At 65.7% G+C, this 15,247-nt stretch carries 13 protein-coding genes; 9 read left to right on the forward strand and 4 right to left on the reverse strand.

Annotation, left to right across the window (positions count from 1 at the left end; genetic code table 11):
* The first annotated feature begins 3 nt into the window (after window positions 1-3).
* The 4 genes from ACG10_RS05450 to lpxC all read left to right on the forward strand — a co-directional run bounded on the left by ACG10_RS05450 (window position 4) and on the right by lpxC (window position 4,368).
* Window positions 4-855, forward strand: a complete 852-nt coding sequence (locus tag ACG10_RS05450) for a cell division protein FtsQ/DivIB (protein WP_089167437.1) — start codon at window positions 4-6, stop codon at window positions 853-855.
* A 21-nt stretch (window positions 856-876) separates the two neighbouring features.
* Window positions 877-2,124, forward strand: coding sequence for a cell division protein FtsA (gene ftsA / locus ACG10_RS05455; protein ID WP_039805576.1), 1,248 nt, complete (start codon window positions 877-879; stop codon window positions 2,122-2,124).
* A gap of 44 nt (window positions 2,125-2,168) precedes the next feature.
* A complete protein-coding gene (gene ftsZ, locus ACG10_RS05460) occupies window positions 2,169-3,350 on the forward strand; it encodes a cell division protein FtsZ (RefSeq protein WP_039805575.1) in 1,182 nt (393 codons plus the stop codon).
* Window positions 3,351-3,456: 106 nt separating this feature from the next.
* Window positions 3,457-4,368, forward strand: a complete 912-nt coding sequence (lpxC, locus tag ACG10_RS05465) for a UDP-3-O-acyl-N-acetylglucosamine deacetylase (protein ID WP_089167438.1) — start codon at window positions 3,457-3,459, stop codon at window positions 4,366-4,368.
* A gap of 67 nt (window positions 4,369-4,435) precedes the next feature.
* On the opposite strand, the gene ACG10_RS05470 is transcribed toward lpxC, so the two are convergent.
* Window positions 4,436-4,888, reverse strand: a complete 453-nt coding sequence (locus ACG10_RS05470; RefSeq protein ID WP_089169796.1) for a DciA family protein — start codon at window positions 4,886-4,888, stop codon at window positions 4,436-4,438.
* A gap of 265 nt (window positions 4,889-5,153) precedes the next feature.
* Here ACG10_RS05470 and secA point away from each other — a divergent pair, with 265 nt between their 5' ends.
* The 4 genes from secA (at window position 5,154) to ACG10_RS05490 (ending at window position 10,928) form a co-directional block, all read left to right on the forward strand.
* On the forward strand, window positions 5,154-7,898 hold the full coding sequence (secA, locus tag ACG10_RS05475) for a preprotein translocase subunit SecA (RefSeq protein ID WP_089167439.1): 2,745 nt from the start codon (window positions 5,154-5,156) through the stop codon (window positions 7,896-7,898).
* A gap of 153 nt (window positions 7,899-8,051) precedes the next feature.
* Window positions 8,052-9,269, forward strand: coding sequence for a bifunctional glutamate N-acetyltransferase/amino-acid acetyltransferase ArgJ (gene argJ, locus ACG10_RS05480; protein ID WP_089167440.1), 1,218 nt, complete (start codon window positions 8,052-8,054; stop codon window positions 9,267-9,269).
* Window positions 9,270-9,345: 76 nt separating this feature from the next.
* Window positions 9,346-9,990, forward strand: a complete 645-nt coding sequence (locus ACG10_RS05485; RefSeq protein ID WP_089167441.1) for a glutathione S-transferase family protein — start codon at window positions 9,346-9,348, stop codon at window positions 9,988-9,990.
* The gene (locus ACG10_RS05490; RefSeq protein WP_089167442.1) at window positions 9,987-10,928 is read left to right on the forward strand and encodes a Nudix family hydrolase; all 942 of its coding nucleotides are present in this window, start codon (window positions 9,987-9,989) and stop codon (window positions 10,926-10,928) included. Before ACG10_RS05485 ends, ACG10_RS05490 begins: the two co-directional genes overlap by 4 nt.
* On the opposite strand, the gene ACG10_RS05495 is transcribed toward ACG10_RS05490, so the two are convergent.
* From ACG10_RS05495 to ACG10_RS05505, 3 genes are read right to left on the reverse strand one after another with little or no spacing between them, the layout of a single operon-like run.
* Window positions 10,929-11,507: a cob(I)yrinic acid a,c-diamide adenosyltransferase gene (locus ACG10_RS05495; protein ID WP_089167443.1), complete on the reverse strand. Its 579-nt coding sequence runs from the start codon at window positions 11,505-11,507 to the stop codon at window positions 10,929-10,931.
* Window positions 11,508-11,528: 21 nt separating this feature from the next.
* Entirely contained in the window at window positions 11,529-13,544 is a 2,016-nt protein-coding gene (locus tag ACG10_RS05500; RefSeq protein ID WP_089167444.1) for an ATP-binding protein, read from the reverse strand.
* Window positions 13,545-13,589: 45 nt separating this feature from the next.
* Window positions 13,590-14,540 (reverse strand): putative 2-dehydropantoate 2-reductase, encoded by a 951-nt coding sequence (locus tag ACG10_RS05505; protein WP_052263964.1) that lies wholly within the window; start codon window positions 14,538-14,540, stop codon window positions 13,590-13,592.
* Window positions 14,541-14,690: 150 nt separating this feature from the next.
* Between ACG10_RS05505 and ACG10_RS05510 the strand changes: the two genes are divergently transcribed.
* Window positions 14,691-15,170: a YajQ family cyclic di-GMP-binding protein gene (locus ACG10_RS05510; RefSeq protein ID WP_039805567.1), complete on the forward strand. Its 480-nt coding sequence runs from the start codon at window positions 14,691-14,693 to the stop codon at window positions 15,168-15,170.
* Window positions 15,171-15,247 lie beyond the last annotated feature (77 nt).

Genomic DNA, 15,247 nt, shown 5'->3' on the forward strand with positions numbered 1-15,247 from the left:
GCCATGTACGGCACCATGCTTCGTCATCGGCAGCCGGGCTCGGGGCGCATGCCGGCGCGTCGGGGGGCTAGCCGCATGGTGGCCAAGCCGCCCGTGTCGGCACGTCTGTCGAAGCTGGGCATGAGCCTGTTGAAAAAGCTGGGTGGTTTGCTGTTGCTGGCAGCCCTCGGGGCCGGTAGCTATTTCCTGGGGCTGCGTCTGATGCCCTATGCGGACCAGCCGATCGCCGACGTCAAGCTCGAGGGGCATCTGAGTTATGTCAGCAGCCAGGCGGTCCTCGATCGCATCGCGCCCTTCCGCCAGGCCAGCTTCTTCAGTGTCGATCTGGCCGGCATCCGCAGCGAGCTCGAGAGCATGTCCTGGATCGCCAAGGCCGAAGTGCGGCGTGTATGGCCGGATCGGCTGGTGGTCCATTTGGAGGAGCAGCTGCCGATAGCGCGTTGGGGCGACGAGGCGTTGCTGAGCAACCAGGGCGAGGCCTTCGCTCCGAGCGAGGTGTCTCACTACGAGCACCTGCCGCAGCTGGCCGGTCCCCAGCATGCGCAGGAAAAGGTGATGCAGCAATACCATGTGCTCAACCAGATGCTCAGGCCGCTGGGGTTCTCCATCGCCCGTCTGGAGCTGCGCGAGCGTGGCAGCTGGTACGTCACCACCACCCAGGGCATCGAGCTGTTGCTCGGGCGTGATCATCTGCTCGCCAAGATGCGCCGCTTCAGCGCCATCTACGAGCGGGCCCTGAAAGAGCAGAACGCGAATATCGCACGTATCGATCTGCGCTATGCCAACGGCCTTGCCGTGGCGTGGCGAGAGCCGGTCGCGCCCACGGTGGGGGCCGAACCCGCCGCCGTGCACTGAGTTGAGGAGCAGATAGACAATATGGCAAGCGCGCAGAGTGGCAAGATGATCGTTGGTCTCGACATCGGTACCTCCAAGGTGGTGGCCTTGGTAGGCGAGGTGGCGGCCGATGGCCGGCTGGAAATCGTCGGAATCGGTTCCCATCCTTCGCGGGGCTTGAAGAAGGGTGTGGTGGTGAATATCGAATCCACCGTACAGTCCATCCAGCGGGCGGTGGAGGAGGCCCAGCTGATGGCTGGCTGCCAGATTCACTCGGCCTTCGTCGGCCTGGCGGGGAACCATATCCGCAGTCTGAACTCACACGGGATTGTCGCCATCCGTGATCGCGAGGTCAGTCAGGCCGACCTGGAGCGCGTCCTGGATGCGGCCCAGGCGGTGGCCATTCCCTCGGACCAGCGGGTGCTGCATACCCTGCCGCAGGACTACGTGATCGACAACCAGGAGGGCGTGCGCGAGCCCTTGGGCATGTCCGGCGTGCGCCTGGAGGCCAAGGTGCACGTGGTGACCTGCGCGGTGAACGCGGCGCAGAACGTCGAGAAGTGCGTGCGCCGCTGCGATCTGGAGGTGGACGACATCATCCTCGAGCAGCTGGCTTCGGCCCATGCGGTGCTCACCGAGGATGAGAAGGAGTTGGGCGTATGCCTGGTGGACATCGGTGGCGGTACCACCGATATCGCCATCTTTACCGAGGGGGCGATCCGCCATACCGCGGTGATTCCGATCGCTGGCGATCAGGTCACCAACGACATTGCTATGGCGTTGCGCACCCCGACCCAGTATGCCGAGGAAATCAAGATCCGCTACGCCTGCGCCCTGGCCAAGCTGGCTGGTGCCGGTGAAACCATCAATGTTCCCAGCGTTGGCGAGCGTCCCTCGCGGGAACTCTCCCGCCAGGCTCTGGCCGAGGTGGTCGAACCCCGTTACGACGAGCTTTTCAGCCTGATTCATGCCGAGCTGCGGCGTAGTGGCTACGAGGATCTGATCCCTGCCGGCGTCGTTCTCACCGGGGGCTCGGCGAAGATGGAGGGGGCCGTCGAGCTGGCCGAGGAGATTTTCCACATGCCGGTACGTCTGGGCGTGCCGCACAGCGTCAGGGGAATGGACGATGTGATCAGCAATCCGATCTATTCCACCGGGGTGGGGCTGCTGCTCTACGGACTGCAGAAACAGGCCGATGGCGTGCCTCTGTCCGGTTCCGGCAGTTACAGCGAAGACACCAAGCCATCTGTCCTGGAGCGACTCAAGCGCTGGTTCCAGGGCAACTTCTGACAACGGCAGTAGGCAGTAAAAAAGAAAAGGAAAGGAGAGGGAATATGTTCGAGCTCGTAGACAACGTTCCGCAAAGTGCAGTGATCAAGGTTATCGGTGTCGGTGGTGGTGGCGGCAACGCCGTGAATCACATGGCAGCCACCAACATCGAGGGCGTTGAGTTCATCTGCGCCAATACCGATGCCCAGGCACTGAAGAACATTACCGCACGAACTGTATTGCAGCTGGGTTCGGGAGTGACCAAGGGCTTGGGCGCCGGCGCCAATCCCGAGGTCGGCCGCGAAGCTGCCATGGAAGACCGCGAGCGTATCGCCGAGGTGCTGCAGGGCACCGACATGGTGTTCATCACCACCGGCATGGGCGGTGGTACCGGTACCGGCGCGGCACCGGTCATCGCCGAAGTGGCGAAGGGGCTGGGCATCCTGACCGTGGCCGTGGTGACCCGTCCGTTCCCGTTCGAAGGGCGCAAGCGCATGCAGGTTGCCGAGGAGGGCATCCGCCTGCTGGCCGAGCACGTCGATTCGCTGATCACCATTCCCAATGAGAAGCTGCTGACCATCCTCGGCAAGGATGCCAGTCTGCTGTCCGCCTTCGCCAAGGCCGATGACGTGCTGGCCGGCGCAGTCCGCGGCATCTCCGACATCATCAAGCGCCCCGGGATGATCAACGTCGACTTTGCCGACGTGAAGACCGTGATGAGCGAGATGGGCATGGCCATGATGGGGACCGGTTGTGCCAGCGGCCCGAACCGTGCCCGCGAAGCCACCGAGGCGGCGATCCGCAACCCGCTGCTGGAAGACGTCCACCTGCAGGGCGCTCGCGGCATTCTGGTGAACATCACCGCCGGCCCCGATTTGTCCTTGGGCGAGTACTCCGATGTGGGCAACATCATCGAGCAGTTCGCATCCGATCAGGCCATGGTGAAGGTGGGTACCGTGATCGATCCGGATATGCGCGACGAACTGCATGTGACCGTGGTCGCCACTGGTCTGGGGGCGCGTACCGAAAAGCCGATGAAGGTGGTCGACAACACCCTGCAGCCGGCCAGCGCTACCAGTGCCCCCGCCGTGCCGCGTGGAGATCAGACGGTGAATTACAAGGACTACGAGCGTCCCACCGTACAGCGCCAGAGCCATGCCGCCAGTGCCACGGCTGCCAAGCTCAACCCGCAGGACGATCTGGACTATCTGGACATTCCGGCCTTCCTGCGTCGCCAGGCTGATTGACTATATTTATCAGGGGTATTGCTTTGATTGGTGTCCAGCAAAGATCGGTTCTGCTATTATTTCTGCTGTTTATTGAAAAAGATTCGCAACTGCTAGCGGCCAAGCCATGATCAAACAACGCACCCTGAAGAACATTATCCGTGCCACGGGAGTGGGTTTGCACTCGGGGGAAAAGGTTTACCTGACCCTGAAGCCCGCCCCCGTCGACACAGGGATCGTGTTCCGGCGTATCGATCTCGATCCGGTGGTGGACATCCCCGCAAGGGCCGAAAACGTCGGTGAAACCACCATGTCCACTACGCTGGTCAAGGGTGAAGTCAAGGTAGATACAGTGGAGCATCTGCTGTCGGCCATGGCTGGTCTGGGGATCGATAATGCCTACGTCGAACTCTCAGCGTCCGAAGTGCCGATCATGGATGGCAGTGCCGGTCCCTTCGTCTTTCTGATCCAGTCGGCAGGTTTGCAGGAGCAGGAAGCCTGCAAGAGGTTCATTCGCATCAAGCGTGAGGTAGCGGTGGAGGAAGACGACAAACGTGCCGTCTTCCTGCCGTTCGACGGTTTCAAGGTGAGCTTCGAAATCGATTTCGATCACCCGGTGTTCCGCGGTCGCACCCAGACGGCGAGCGTCGACTTCTCCAGCACCTCGTTCGTCAAAGAAGTCAGTCGTGCACGAACCTTCGGTTTCATGCGCGACATCGAATACCTGCGTTCGCACAATCTGGCGCTCGGTGGCAGCGTGGATAACGCCATCGTGGTCGACGAGAATCGTGTGCTGAACGAAGATGGCCTGCGCTACGAGGACGAGTTCGTCAAGCACAAGATCCTCGACGCTATTGGCGATCTCTACCTGTTGGGCAACAGCCTGATCGGCGAATTTCGTGGCTACAAGTCGGGGCATGCCCTGAACAACCGTCTGCTGCGCACCCTGCTCGAACAGAAGGATGCCTGGGAGGTTGTCACCTTCGAAGACTCTTCGACTGCTCCCATCTCCTACATGCGTCCTGTGGCGGCTGTCTGAACCTGGCGTTTTTCCCTTTTTCCTTTTCCTTATCAAGGCCACCTGCCGGTGGCCTTTTTCTTTTTGGCTACTCGGGCTGGGCATGCCGGGCCAGCCGCTCCAGGGCGGCGCGAAGCCTGGGGTCGTCGATGCCTTCGGCGGCAGTCTGGATGCTTTCAGCAGCGGCCGGGGACAGCTTGATCGTGCGGCTGGATGAGGGCCCCGTCTGCATGGGCGGCTGCACCTTGAAGAGAATCCTGGTCAGCCCCCGGAACGCTTCCAGGGTCAGCAGCTGACGCTGCAGGCGGCGTTGCTGGTAGCGCAGCCGGGTGGCCCACTGGCTGTCGGTGACGATCAGCAGCAGGCAGCCTTCGCGCCACGAGGCCACATGGCAATGCCCGCGTGCGGCAGGTTGCAGCTGGCTGTCGAGCAGCCGCTGCAACTGGGCCAGCTGTTGTGCCTGACTGAATAGTGACTTGAGTGGCTTGGCCTCGCGCAACAGCGCGGCAGGGGCCTGGGCCGGCAAGGGGCGAAAGGTCATGGTGGTTGGCCTGAGGCTGCGGATGCCCATGGTAGCAGACCCCATACCTCCTCCGGTCCGGCTCCGGGAGTTGATGGTCACGCTTGCGCCCAGCATGCGGCCCTTGGCATTTTTGGCGCGTGGCCGATCCTATGCTGCATGATGCCGCTTTTCTTGCCGGGCGGGTTTACGAGTAGAATGGCCCTTTTCCCATTGCGGCCGTCTTCGGCTGCCGGGTCGGCCCCGTGCCCGCTCTCCATTCATATGTGAGGAAGAACCTGTCGATATGTTTGCGCCTTTGTTGAGAGTGCTCTTTGGAAGCAAGAACGATCGTGAAGTCAAACGCATGCGTCGAGCCGTGCGGGCGATCAATGCCCTCGAAGAGCAGATGGTGGCGCTGACGGACGAGCAGCTGCGCACCAGGACCGAGGAGTTCAGGGAGCGTCTCGGCAAGGGCGAAACCCTCGACCAGCTGTTGCCGGAGGCCTTCGCCGTCGCCCGCGAAGCGGGCAAGCGGGTGATGGGTATGCGCCACTTCGATGTGCAGCTGATCGGTGCCATGGTTCTGCACGAAGGCAAGATCGCCGAGATGCGCACCGGCGAAGGCAAGACCCTGGTGGCGACCCTGGCCGTCTATCTCAATGCTCTGGCCGGCAAGGGCGTGCACGTGGTGACGGTGAACGACTACCTGGCCCGCCGCGACGCCAACTGGATGCGCCCGCTGTACGAGTTTCTCGGTCTTTCCGTCGGCGTGGTCACGCCCTTCCAGCCGCCGGAGGAGAAGCGCGCCGCCTACGCTGCCGACATCACCTACGGCACCAACAACGAGTTCGGCTTCGACTACCTGCGCGACAACATGGCCTTCAGCCTGGAGGACAAGTTCCAGCGCGAACTCAACTATGCGGTGATCGACGAGGTCGACTCCATCCTGATCGACGAGGCGCGCACGCCGTTGATCATTTCCGGCCAGGCCGAGGACAGCTCCCAGCTGTACCTGCAGATCAACGCCCTGATTCCGCAGCTGAAGCGCCACATCGAGGAAGAGGAGGGTGTGGTCACCCAGGAGGGGCACTACAGCGTCGACGAGAAGACCCGGCAGATCGAGCTGAACGAGCAGGGCCACCAGTTCATCGAGGAGCTGCTGACCCGCGTCGGCCTGCTGCCCGAGGGCGACAACCTCTACTCCGCTCACAACCTGCCGCTGCTGACCCATGTCTATGCAGGCCTGCGCGCGCACGTCCTGTTCCATCGCAACGTCGAGTACATCGTGCAGGGCAACCAGGTGCTGCTGATCGACGAGCACACCGGCCGGACCATGCCCGGCCGCCGCCTCTCCGAGGGGCTGCACCAGGCCATTGAGGCCAAGGAGGGGTTGCCGATCCAGGCGGAAAGCCAGACTCTGGCCTCGACCACCTTCCAGAACTACTTCCGCCTCTACCACAAGCTCGCCGGCATGACCGGCACCGCCGACACCGAGGCCTTCGAGTTCCGCCAGATCTATGGTCTCGACGTGGTGGTGATCCCGACCCACCGGCCGATCGCGCGCAAGGACTTCAACGACCTGGTCTACCTGACCCAGGAAGAGAAGTACGCGGCGATTATCGCCGACATCAAGGAGTGCCAGGCCCAGGGGCGCCCGGTTCTGGTTGGGACCGCCTCGATCGAGAGTTCCGAATACGTTTCCCTGCTGCTGAAGAAGGAAGGTATCGCGCACCAGGTGCTCAACGCCAAGTATCACGAGAAGGAAGCCGAGATCATCGCCCAGGCCGGTCGTCCCGGTGCGGTGACCATCGCCACCAACATGGCCGGCCGGGGTACGGACATCCTCCTCGGCGGCAACTGGGAGGTCGAGGTCGCGTCGCTGGGCGAGCCGGGCGAAGAGCAGGTCGCGCAGATCAAGGCCGACTGGCAGAAGCGCCACCAGCAGGTGATCGAGTCCGGCGGACTGCATGTGATCGCCTCCGAGCGCCATGAGTCCCGGCGCATCGACAACCAGCTGCGCGGCCGGTCCGGCCGTCAGGGCGACCCGGGCTCCAGCCGCTTCTACCTGTCCCTGGAAGACAATCTGATGCGCATCTTCGCCTCCGACCGGGTGAAGAACTTCATGAAGGCGCTCGGCATGCAGTCCGGTGAGGCCATCGAGCACCGCATGGTGACCAATGCCATCGAGAAGGCCCAGCGCAAGGTCGAGGGCCGCAACTTCGACATGCGCAAGCAGCTGCTCGAATTCGACGACGTGGCCAACGAGCAGCGCAAGGTGATCTACCATATGCGCAACAACCTGCTGGTGGCCGAGGACATCGGCGAAACCATCGCCGAATTCCGCGAGGAGGTGCTGGGCGCCGCCATCGACCAGCACATTCCGCCGCAGTCGCTGCCCGAGCAGTGGGACATCGCCGGTCTGGAAGCCGCCCTGCAGGGTGATTTCGGCGTGCAGCTGCCGTTGCAGCAATGGCTCGACGAGGACGACAGGCTCCATGAGGAGGCGTTGCGCGAGCGCATCCTCGAGGCGCTGCTGGCGGCCTACCGGGAGAAGGAGGAGATCGCTGGCGCCGAAGCCTTGCGCACCTTCGAGAAGCAGATCCTGCTGCGCGTGCTGGACGACCTGTGGAAGGATCATCTGTCGACCATGGATCACCTGCGCCACGGCATCCACCTGCGCGGCTACGCGCAGAAGAATCCCAAGCAGGAATACAAGCGCGAGTCCTTCGAGCTGTTCCAGTCCCTGCTTGAATCGATCAAGCGCGATGCCATCCGCGTGCTCTCCCATGTGCAGGTCCGCCGCGAGGATCCGGCCGAGGAAGAGGAGCGTCTGCGCCGCGAGGCCGAGGCCCTGGCCCGGCGCATGCAGTTCCAGCATGCCACTGCTTCGGCCCTGGCCCCGCAGACGGAGGACGGCGACCTCGAGGTCGTCGAGGGGCCCCAGGCGGGAGCCGTGCCGGTGCGCCCCGAGCCGAAGATCGGGCGCAACGAGCCCTGTCCCTGCGGGTCCGGCAAGAAGTACAAGCACTGCCACGGGCAGCTCAACTAGAGTTGTCAGGCTGCGTTTCGGCGCAGCAGGTTCGGAATGCGCGAAGCCGCATCCGCAGCGCCGCGCCCGGTCGGACCGGGCGCGGCGTTTTTCCGCCCGTTCCCCGTACCCCCGGTACGCTCACTCAACAGAATCTATACGAAGGAGCCCTTCATGGCTGTCGGTCTTGGCCCTCTGCCCATCCTGCACCCGGTCCCCGGTTTCGAACTCGGCATCGCCTCCGCCGGCATCAAGCGCCCCGGGCGCAAGGATGTGGTGGTGATGCGCTGTGCCGAAGGCTCCACGGTTGCCGGGGTGTTCACCCTCAATGCCTTCTGCGCGGCGCCGGTGATCCTCGCCAAACAGCGCGTGCAGGGCACCGTGCGCTACCTGCTGACCAATACCGGCAACGCCAACGCCGGCACCGGCGAACCGGGCCTGCAGGCTGCCGCACATACCTGTGCCCGCCTGGCCGAGCTGGCCGGGGTCGATGGAGGGGCGGTGCTGCCGTTTTCCACCGGGGTGATTGGCGAGCCGCTGCCGGTGGAGAAGATCGAGGCCGCGCTACCGGCCGCTCTGGCCGATCTCAAGGTCGACAACTGGGCGGTCGCCGCCGAAGGCATCATGACCACCGACACCCTGCCCAAGGGCGCCAGCCGGCAGTTCGTGCATGACGGGGTGACCGTCACCGTCACCGGCATCTCCAAGGGCGCCGGGATGATCCGTCCGAACATGGCCACCATGCTCGGCTACATCGCCACCGACGCCAGGGTCGCCCAGCCGGTTCTGCAGGACCTGTTGCGCGATGCGGCGAACAAGTCCTTCAACCGCATCACCATCGACGGCGATACCTCTACCAACGACTGCTGCATGCTGGTCGCCACCGGCCAGGCGGCACTGCCGGAAATCCGCGAAGCGAAGGGCGAGCTGTTCGCCAAGCTGAAGCAGGCGGTGTTCGAGGTGAGCATGGAGGTGGCCCAGGCCATCGTCCGCGACGGCGAAGGCGCGACCAAGTTCGTCACCGTGCAGGTCAACGGCGGCGCCACCCATCAGGAGTGTCTGGACGTCGGCTACGCCGTGGCTCACTCGCCGCTGATCAAGACTGCGCTGTTCGCCTCCGACCCGAACTGGGGGCGCATCCTCGCCGCCGTCGGCCGCGCCGGCGTGCCGCAGCTCGACGTGAGCCGGATCGACGTCTTCCTCGGCGAGGTCTGCATCGCCAGGCAGGGCGGCCGTGCACCGACCTACACCGAGGAGCAGGGCGCCGCGGTGATGGCCGAGGCGGAGATCGGCATCCGCATCGAGCTGGGCCGGGGCGACTGCAGCGAAACCATCTGGACCACCGACCTGTCCCACGAGTACGTGAAAATCAACGCCGAGTACCGGACGTAAGCGCCGCCTCGCGCCACCGGCTGCGGGCTTCCGGCGGCATTCGCACCGCGAGCGGCCCGCAGCCAAGGAGACTGCCATGTCCCTGAGCCTGATCATCGGTAACAAGAACTACTCCTCCTGGTCGATGCGCGCCGCCCTGGTGCTGGAGCTGACCGAGGAGCCCTATGCGGAGGTGCGGATTCCCCTGTATCAGCAGGCGAGTCGTGCCCGCCTGCTGAGCCACTCGCCGACCGGCAAGGTGCCGGTGCTGCTGACCGAGGAGGGACCAATCTGGGACTCCCTGGCAATCGCCGAGTACCTGGCCGAAACCTACGGCGAGTGCCATCTCTGGCCACGCGGCGAATACGCGCGGGCAGTGGCGCGCTCGGTGTGTGCCGAGATGCACAGCGGCTTTGCCGCGCTGCGCAGCCACCTGCCGATGGACCTCAGGCGCCGCCCGAAACCGCTGGCACTGCCGCTGCCGGCTACCGTGCAGGAGGATATCGGCCGCATCTGCGCGCTCTGGGCCGATTGCCGGCAGCGCTTCGGTGCGGACGGAGCCTTCCTGTTCGGCCATGCCGGCATCGCCGACGCCTTCTATGCGCCGGTGGCGGCGCGGCTGCGCGGCTATGCGGTGGCCCTGCCGGAGCCGGCGGCGGCCTACGTGGAAACCCTCTACCAGTGGCCAGCCTTCCAGCGCTGGTACCAGGCGGCCCTGCAGGAAACGGAGACGATCGAATGAAGCGTGTGCATGTCGCGGCGGCAGTGATCCGCGGTGCCAACGGCCGGATCCTGCTCGCCAGGCGCCCCGAGGACAAGCATCAGGGCGGCCTCTGGGAGTTCCCCGGCGGCAAGGTCGAGGCGGGGGAGGCGGTCGAGACCGCCCTGGCCCGCGAGCTGGAGGAGGAGCTGGGCATCCGCGTGGCCGCTGCCAGGCCGCTGATCCAGATACGCCACGACTACCCCGACCAGCGCGTGCTGCTGGATGTCTGGGAGGTCGGCGCTTTCGCCGGCGAGCCCCACGGTGCCGAAGGCCAGGCGCTGGCCTGGGTCGCCCCGCGGCAGCTGCCGGAATATGAGTTTCCTGCCGCCAACTATCCGATCGTCGCCGCTGCCCGGCTGCCCGAGCGCTACCTGATCACGCCGGACAATCTTCCTTCGCAGGTGCTGCTGCAGGGCCTGCGAACCGCCCTCGAAGGAGGGGTCCGCCTGGTCCAGCTGCGCGCGCCGAACATGTACGATCCCGAATACCGCGATCTGGCGGTCGATGTGCAGGGGCTTTGCGCCGGACGGGCACAGCTGATGCTCAAGGGGCCGCTGGAGTGGCTCGGCGATTTCCCGGCCGCCGGCTGGCACCTGACCGCCCGCCAGCTGCGCGAATACGCCGCCAACGGCCGCCCCTTCCCGGCCGAGCGCTGGCTGGCGGCCTCCTGCCACGATGCCGAGGAGCTGGCCTTGGCCGCGCGGATGGGCGTGGACTTCGTCACCCTGTCGCCGGTCGAGGCCACCCGCAGCCATCCCGAAGCCCGGCCCCTGGGCTGGGAGCAGGCAGCCGAACTGCTGCAGGACTTCGACCGCCCGGCCTTTCTGCTCGGTGGACTCGACAGCCAGCATCTGATGCGTGCCTGGCAGGCCGGTGCCCAGGGCATCGCCGGCATCCGTGGGCTCTGGCCGGAATGATCAGGCGGGCGGATTGGCTGCCCGCCAGAGGATCTCCGCCCGGTCCTGGCGGCGTGCGAGCAGCCGCGCGGCGACGAACAGCAGGTCGGAGAGCCGGTTGAGATAGGCGAGGAGTTCCGGGCGCAGCGCCTCGACGGTATTCAGCTGCTGGCAGCGCCGCTCGGCGTTGCGGGCCTGGCTGCGGCAGACATGGGCCTGAGCGATCAACCGCGAGCCCCCGGGCAGGATGAAGTCCTGCAGGGGCCCCAGCTCGGCGTTCCAGCGGTCGATGGCGGCCTCCAGGCGAGCGATCTCGCGCGCCTCGAGCGCCTGGTAGGCGGGCATCGCCAGTTCGCCGCCGAGATCGAACAGGCGGTGCTGGCAGGGCGCCAGGATTTCGCTCAGCTCACCAAGGCCCGGCCAACGCCCCTGCTGCTCGTCCAGCTCGGCGAGCAGCAGGCCGAGCTGGCTGTTCAGGCTGTCGACCTCGCCCATGGCCTCTATCCGGGGATGATCCTTGGGTACCCGGCGGCCATCGGCCAGGCCGGTTTCACCGGCATCGCCGGTGCGCGTGTAGATCTTCGAGAGTCGGTTGCCCATGTCTGTCTCTGTCTGGCGGGCTCAGAGCTCGGCACCTTCCGGCGTTTCGGCCAGTTGCAGGCGCAGGGTGAAGCTGCTGCCCTGGCCGGGCCGCGACTGCACCTCCATCCGTCCCTTGTGGTTGTTGGTGATGATGAAATAGGACACCGACAGGCCGAGACCGGTGCCCTGGCCGACTTCCTTGGTGGTGAAGAACGGCTCGAATATGCGCTTGCGCACGGTTTCGGGGATACCGACGCCGTTGTCCTCGATGATGATCTCCGCCCAGGGCGAATTGAGTCGGGTGCGCAGGACGATGCGCCCGGGTGGGCCGCTCTGGCGCTGATGGATCGACTGGGCGGCGTTCTTCAGCAGGTTGAGCAGCACCTGTTCCAGTTCGTTGGCGATGACCAGCGCCGGACCGAGGTTCGGGTCGAAATCGCGCTGGATGCGGATGTTCTTGAAGTCGAAGCTCTCCGCCGGAGCGAAGTCGTTGCCGGCGATTTCCAGGACCTGGTCGATCAGCGGCGGGAGCAGGGTGGGGGTCAGTTGCCGGTCGCTGCGCCGGCTGAAGCTGAGCATGTGGCTGACGATCTTCGCCGCGCGGGTTCCGGCCTGCTGGATGCCGTCGAGCAACTGCGGCACCTCGCGCCGCTCCAGGTAGTCGTTCACTGCAGCCAGCGAAAGGCCGCATTCCTCGGCCTGTTCGAGGTTTTTCGGCAGCTCCGCTGACAGGCGCCGGCGGATGTTCTGCACATTGTGCAGGATGGCCCCCAGCGGATTGTTGATCTCATGGGCCATGCCGGCGGCGAGGCCGCCGACCGACAGCATCTTCTCCGACTGCACCATCAGCTCCTCCATGGACAGGCGCTGGGTGATGTCGTCGATGCGGATCACCACGCCGCGCCCGCCGCCGCCCATCAGCGGGTAGAAAGTCAGTGCGTAGTGGCGGGGCTCGTCGTTGCGCATCCAGGTGACGCGCTCGATCTTCTCCACGTGGTGCCGCTCGACAGTGTGGCGGAGCTGGTTGAGGAACGGCTGCAGCGGCGGGAAGGCGAGGAAGATCGGCTGGTTCAGGGCCTCGTGCAGGGGCGTTCCCGACAGGCTGCTGGCCTCCTGGTTCCACTGGGTGACGTAGAGCTGTTCGTCGAGGGCGATCAGCGCCGAGGGCATGGAGTCGATGATGCTGTTGAGGTAGTTCTGGAAGCCGGTGAGCTTTTTCTCGATCTTGCTGCGCACCTGGACTTCCAGCTCCAGCTTGCGGTTGAAGCGGCGGGTTTCCTCGGTCAGGCTCTGAGCCTGGTCGAAGGCGCTCTGCGCCTCGTCGCGGGCACGCTTGAGCTGATGCTCGCGAGCCTCGATGCGCGACAGCATGGTGTTGAAGGCGTCGGCCAGGCTGCCGATCTCGTCCTGGTTGCCGCGCTTGGCGCGCAGCGCATAGTTCTCCTCGAGGGTGACCCGACGCGATAGTTCCTCCAGCTTGCGGATCGGTCGGGTGACCAGTCGGCGAATCTGCCGGGCCACCAGCATCCACAGCAGCACGCTGAAGGCGAGGATCAGCAGGCTGGCGCTGAGAGTGCCGGTATAGAAGGCTCCCGGCAACTCGCTGGAGGCGACCAGCAGCAGATGGCCGGGGGGCTGTCCCGGTTGCGGCAGCTCGATCAGCTGGGTGACGCGGAATTCGAGCAGCCGCCAGGCCCGCACTTTGTCGACATGCTCCGGCAGCTGCAGCCTGTCGCCCCGCTGCAGCTGGGCGAGCAGCCGTCCGTCGTGGCCATACAGGGCGGCGCTGCGCAGCGGTGCATAGGACTCCAGGCGTTGCAGCACCTCCCGGGCCGCCTCCGGCGAGGCGAGGGCCTGGTGGGCAAGCGGCGGGCTGGCGATCAGTTGGCCGAGGCTGCCGAGTGCCTGGGGCGTCATGCTCTGCTGGGAGATCCAGTAGGCGGCGCTGATGAAGGCCAGGTTGGCCAGCAGCAGCACGGCGGCGAGCAGGACCACCAGAGCCGCCAGGAGCTTGCGGCCGACCGGCAGATTTTCGAGGCGCTGGCGCAGACCCATGGGCATCACGCGGCGGGGGAAGGAGTGGGCAGGGTAGCGCGGGCCTCAGTCGACCGGCAATCCGCGCTCGGCCAGATGCCGCTGCAGTCGCTCCTGCAGCGCCCGCAGGCGTGGCAGGTGCAGTTCCCGGCGTTCGGCCTCGCGGCAGGCATGGCCGAGCAGGTAGGTGATCTCGCTGCGCCGGCCGCGGGCCACGTCCTGATGCATCGACGAATAGTTCGCCGCTGTGGCCTGGATCACCCGCTCGACCTCTTCCTGCAGGTCCTCGGCGGCGGCCGGCTGGTCGCAATGGCGCAGCAGCTCGGCCAGCTCGGCACAGAGCGCGGCGACTTCCCCGGCATGCGCCTGCAGGCCGCCGTTACGGCAGTCGTGCAGGACGCTGAGCGGGTTGATCGCGCAGTTGAGGGCGAGCTTGCGCCACAGCCGGCCGTGGATCGCCTCGCTCCAGGTGTGGGGAATGCCGGCTGCGGCCAGTGCGTCCAGCCAGGCCGGCGGCCGACCTGTATCGCCGAGCCAGGTATGCCCCTGGCCGGCGAACACCACCCGGAAGTCGCCGTCGCGGAAGGCGCCCTCGGTGGTCGAGGCGGGCAGGCAGCGGCGCCCGGGCAGCCGGGCGGCAACCGCCTCCTGGCTACCGAGGCCGTTTTGCAGCAGGACCAGTTCGGCGCCCGGTCCCAGCCGGGGCGCCAGGCACTCGGCCGCCGCTGCCGCGTCATAGGCCTTGCAGGCCAGCAGCAGGCGGCGGATGGGCGTAGCGGCGCCGAGGCTTTCGGCCGGAATCGGATACAGCCGTTCCGTCCCGTCTTCCACCAGCCGCAGGCCGCCGGCGGCCCGGTAGGCGGCCAGCCGCTCTGGATTGCGCAGGATCAGCCGCACCGGCAGGCCGGCGCGGGACAGGCGCACGGCCCAGAGGCTGCCCAGGCTGCCGGCGCCGAGCACGTGCCAGGTCGTCTCGCTGGCAGGAAACTGGGATGCATCGAGCGGGGGCAGGGACATGGCTGGACTCGCTGGTGGGCTCTGGGGCGGGCAAGGGCGGCGGTCGTTGTGCAGTGCACCCTAGTCGAGCCGTTATAATGACTGGTCATTTCAACCGTCAAGCCAGGCGCCCGCTGCGATGCCGCCCGCGCCCCCAAATGGAGGAATCCCATGCCCTCGTTCGACGTGGTGTCCGAACTGGACAAGCACGAAGTCACCAATGCCATCGACAATGCGATCAAGGAGCTGGACCGGCGCTACGACCTGCGCGGCAAAGGCAGCTTCGAGTTCAAGGAGAAGACGGTCACCCTGACCGCCGAGGCCGACTTCCTGCTCGAGCAGATGATCGAGATCCTCAAGCTGGCCCTGATCAAGCGCAAGATCGATATCCAGTGCCTGGAATACAAGGACCCCTACGCCTCTGGCAAGGTGGTCAAGCAGGAGGTGGTCCTGCGCGAAGGCATCGACAAGGAGCTGGCGAAGAAGATCGTCGCGCTGATCAAGGACGCCAAGCTCAAGGTGCAGGCGGCAATCCAGGGCGAACAGGTGCGCGTCACCGGCAAGAAGCGCGACGACCTGCAGGAGGCCATCGCTCTGCTGCGCACCCAGGAGCTGGGCATGCCGCTGCAGTTCAACAACTTCCGCGACTGACCCGCTCCGCGCCTCGGGCCGCTGTGTCCGGTATGCAATCGCCCCGGTCAGGCCGGGGCGATTGCATTGTGGGGCGC

It is taken from the genome of Azotobacter chroococcum (assembly GCF_002220155.1).
Classification (GTDB): Bacteria; Pseudomonadota; Gammaproteobacteria; order Pseudomonadales; family Pseudomonadaceae; genus Azotobacter; species Azotobacter chroococcum.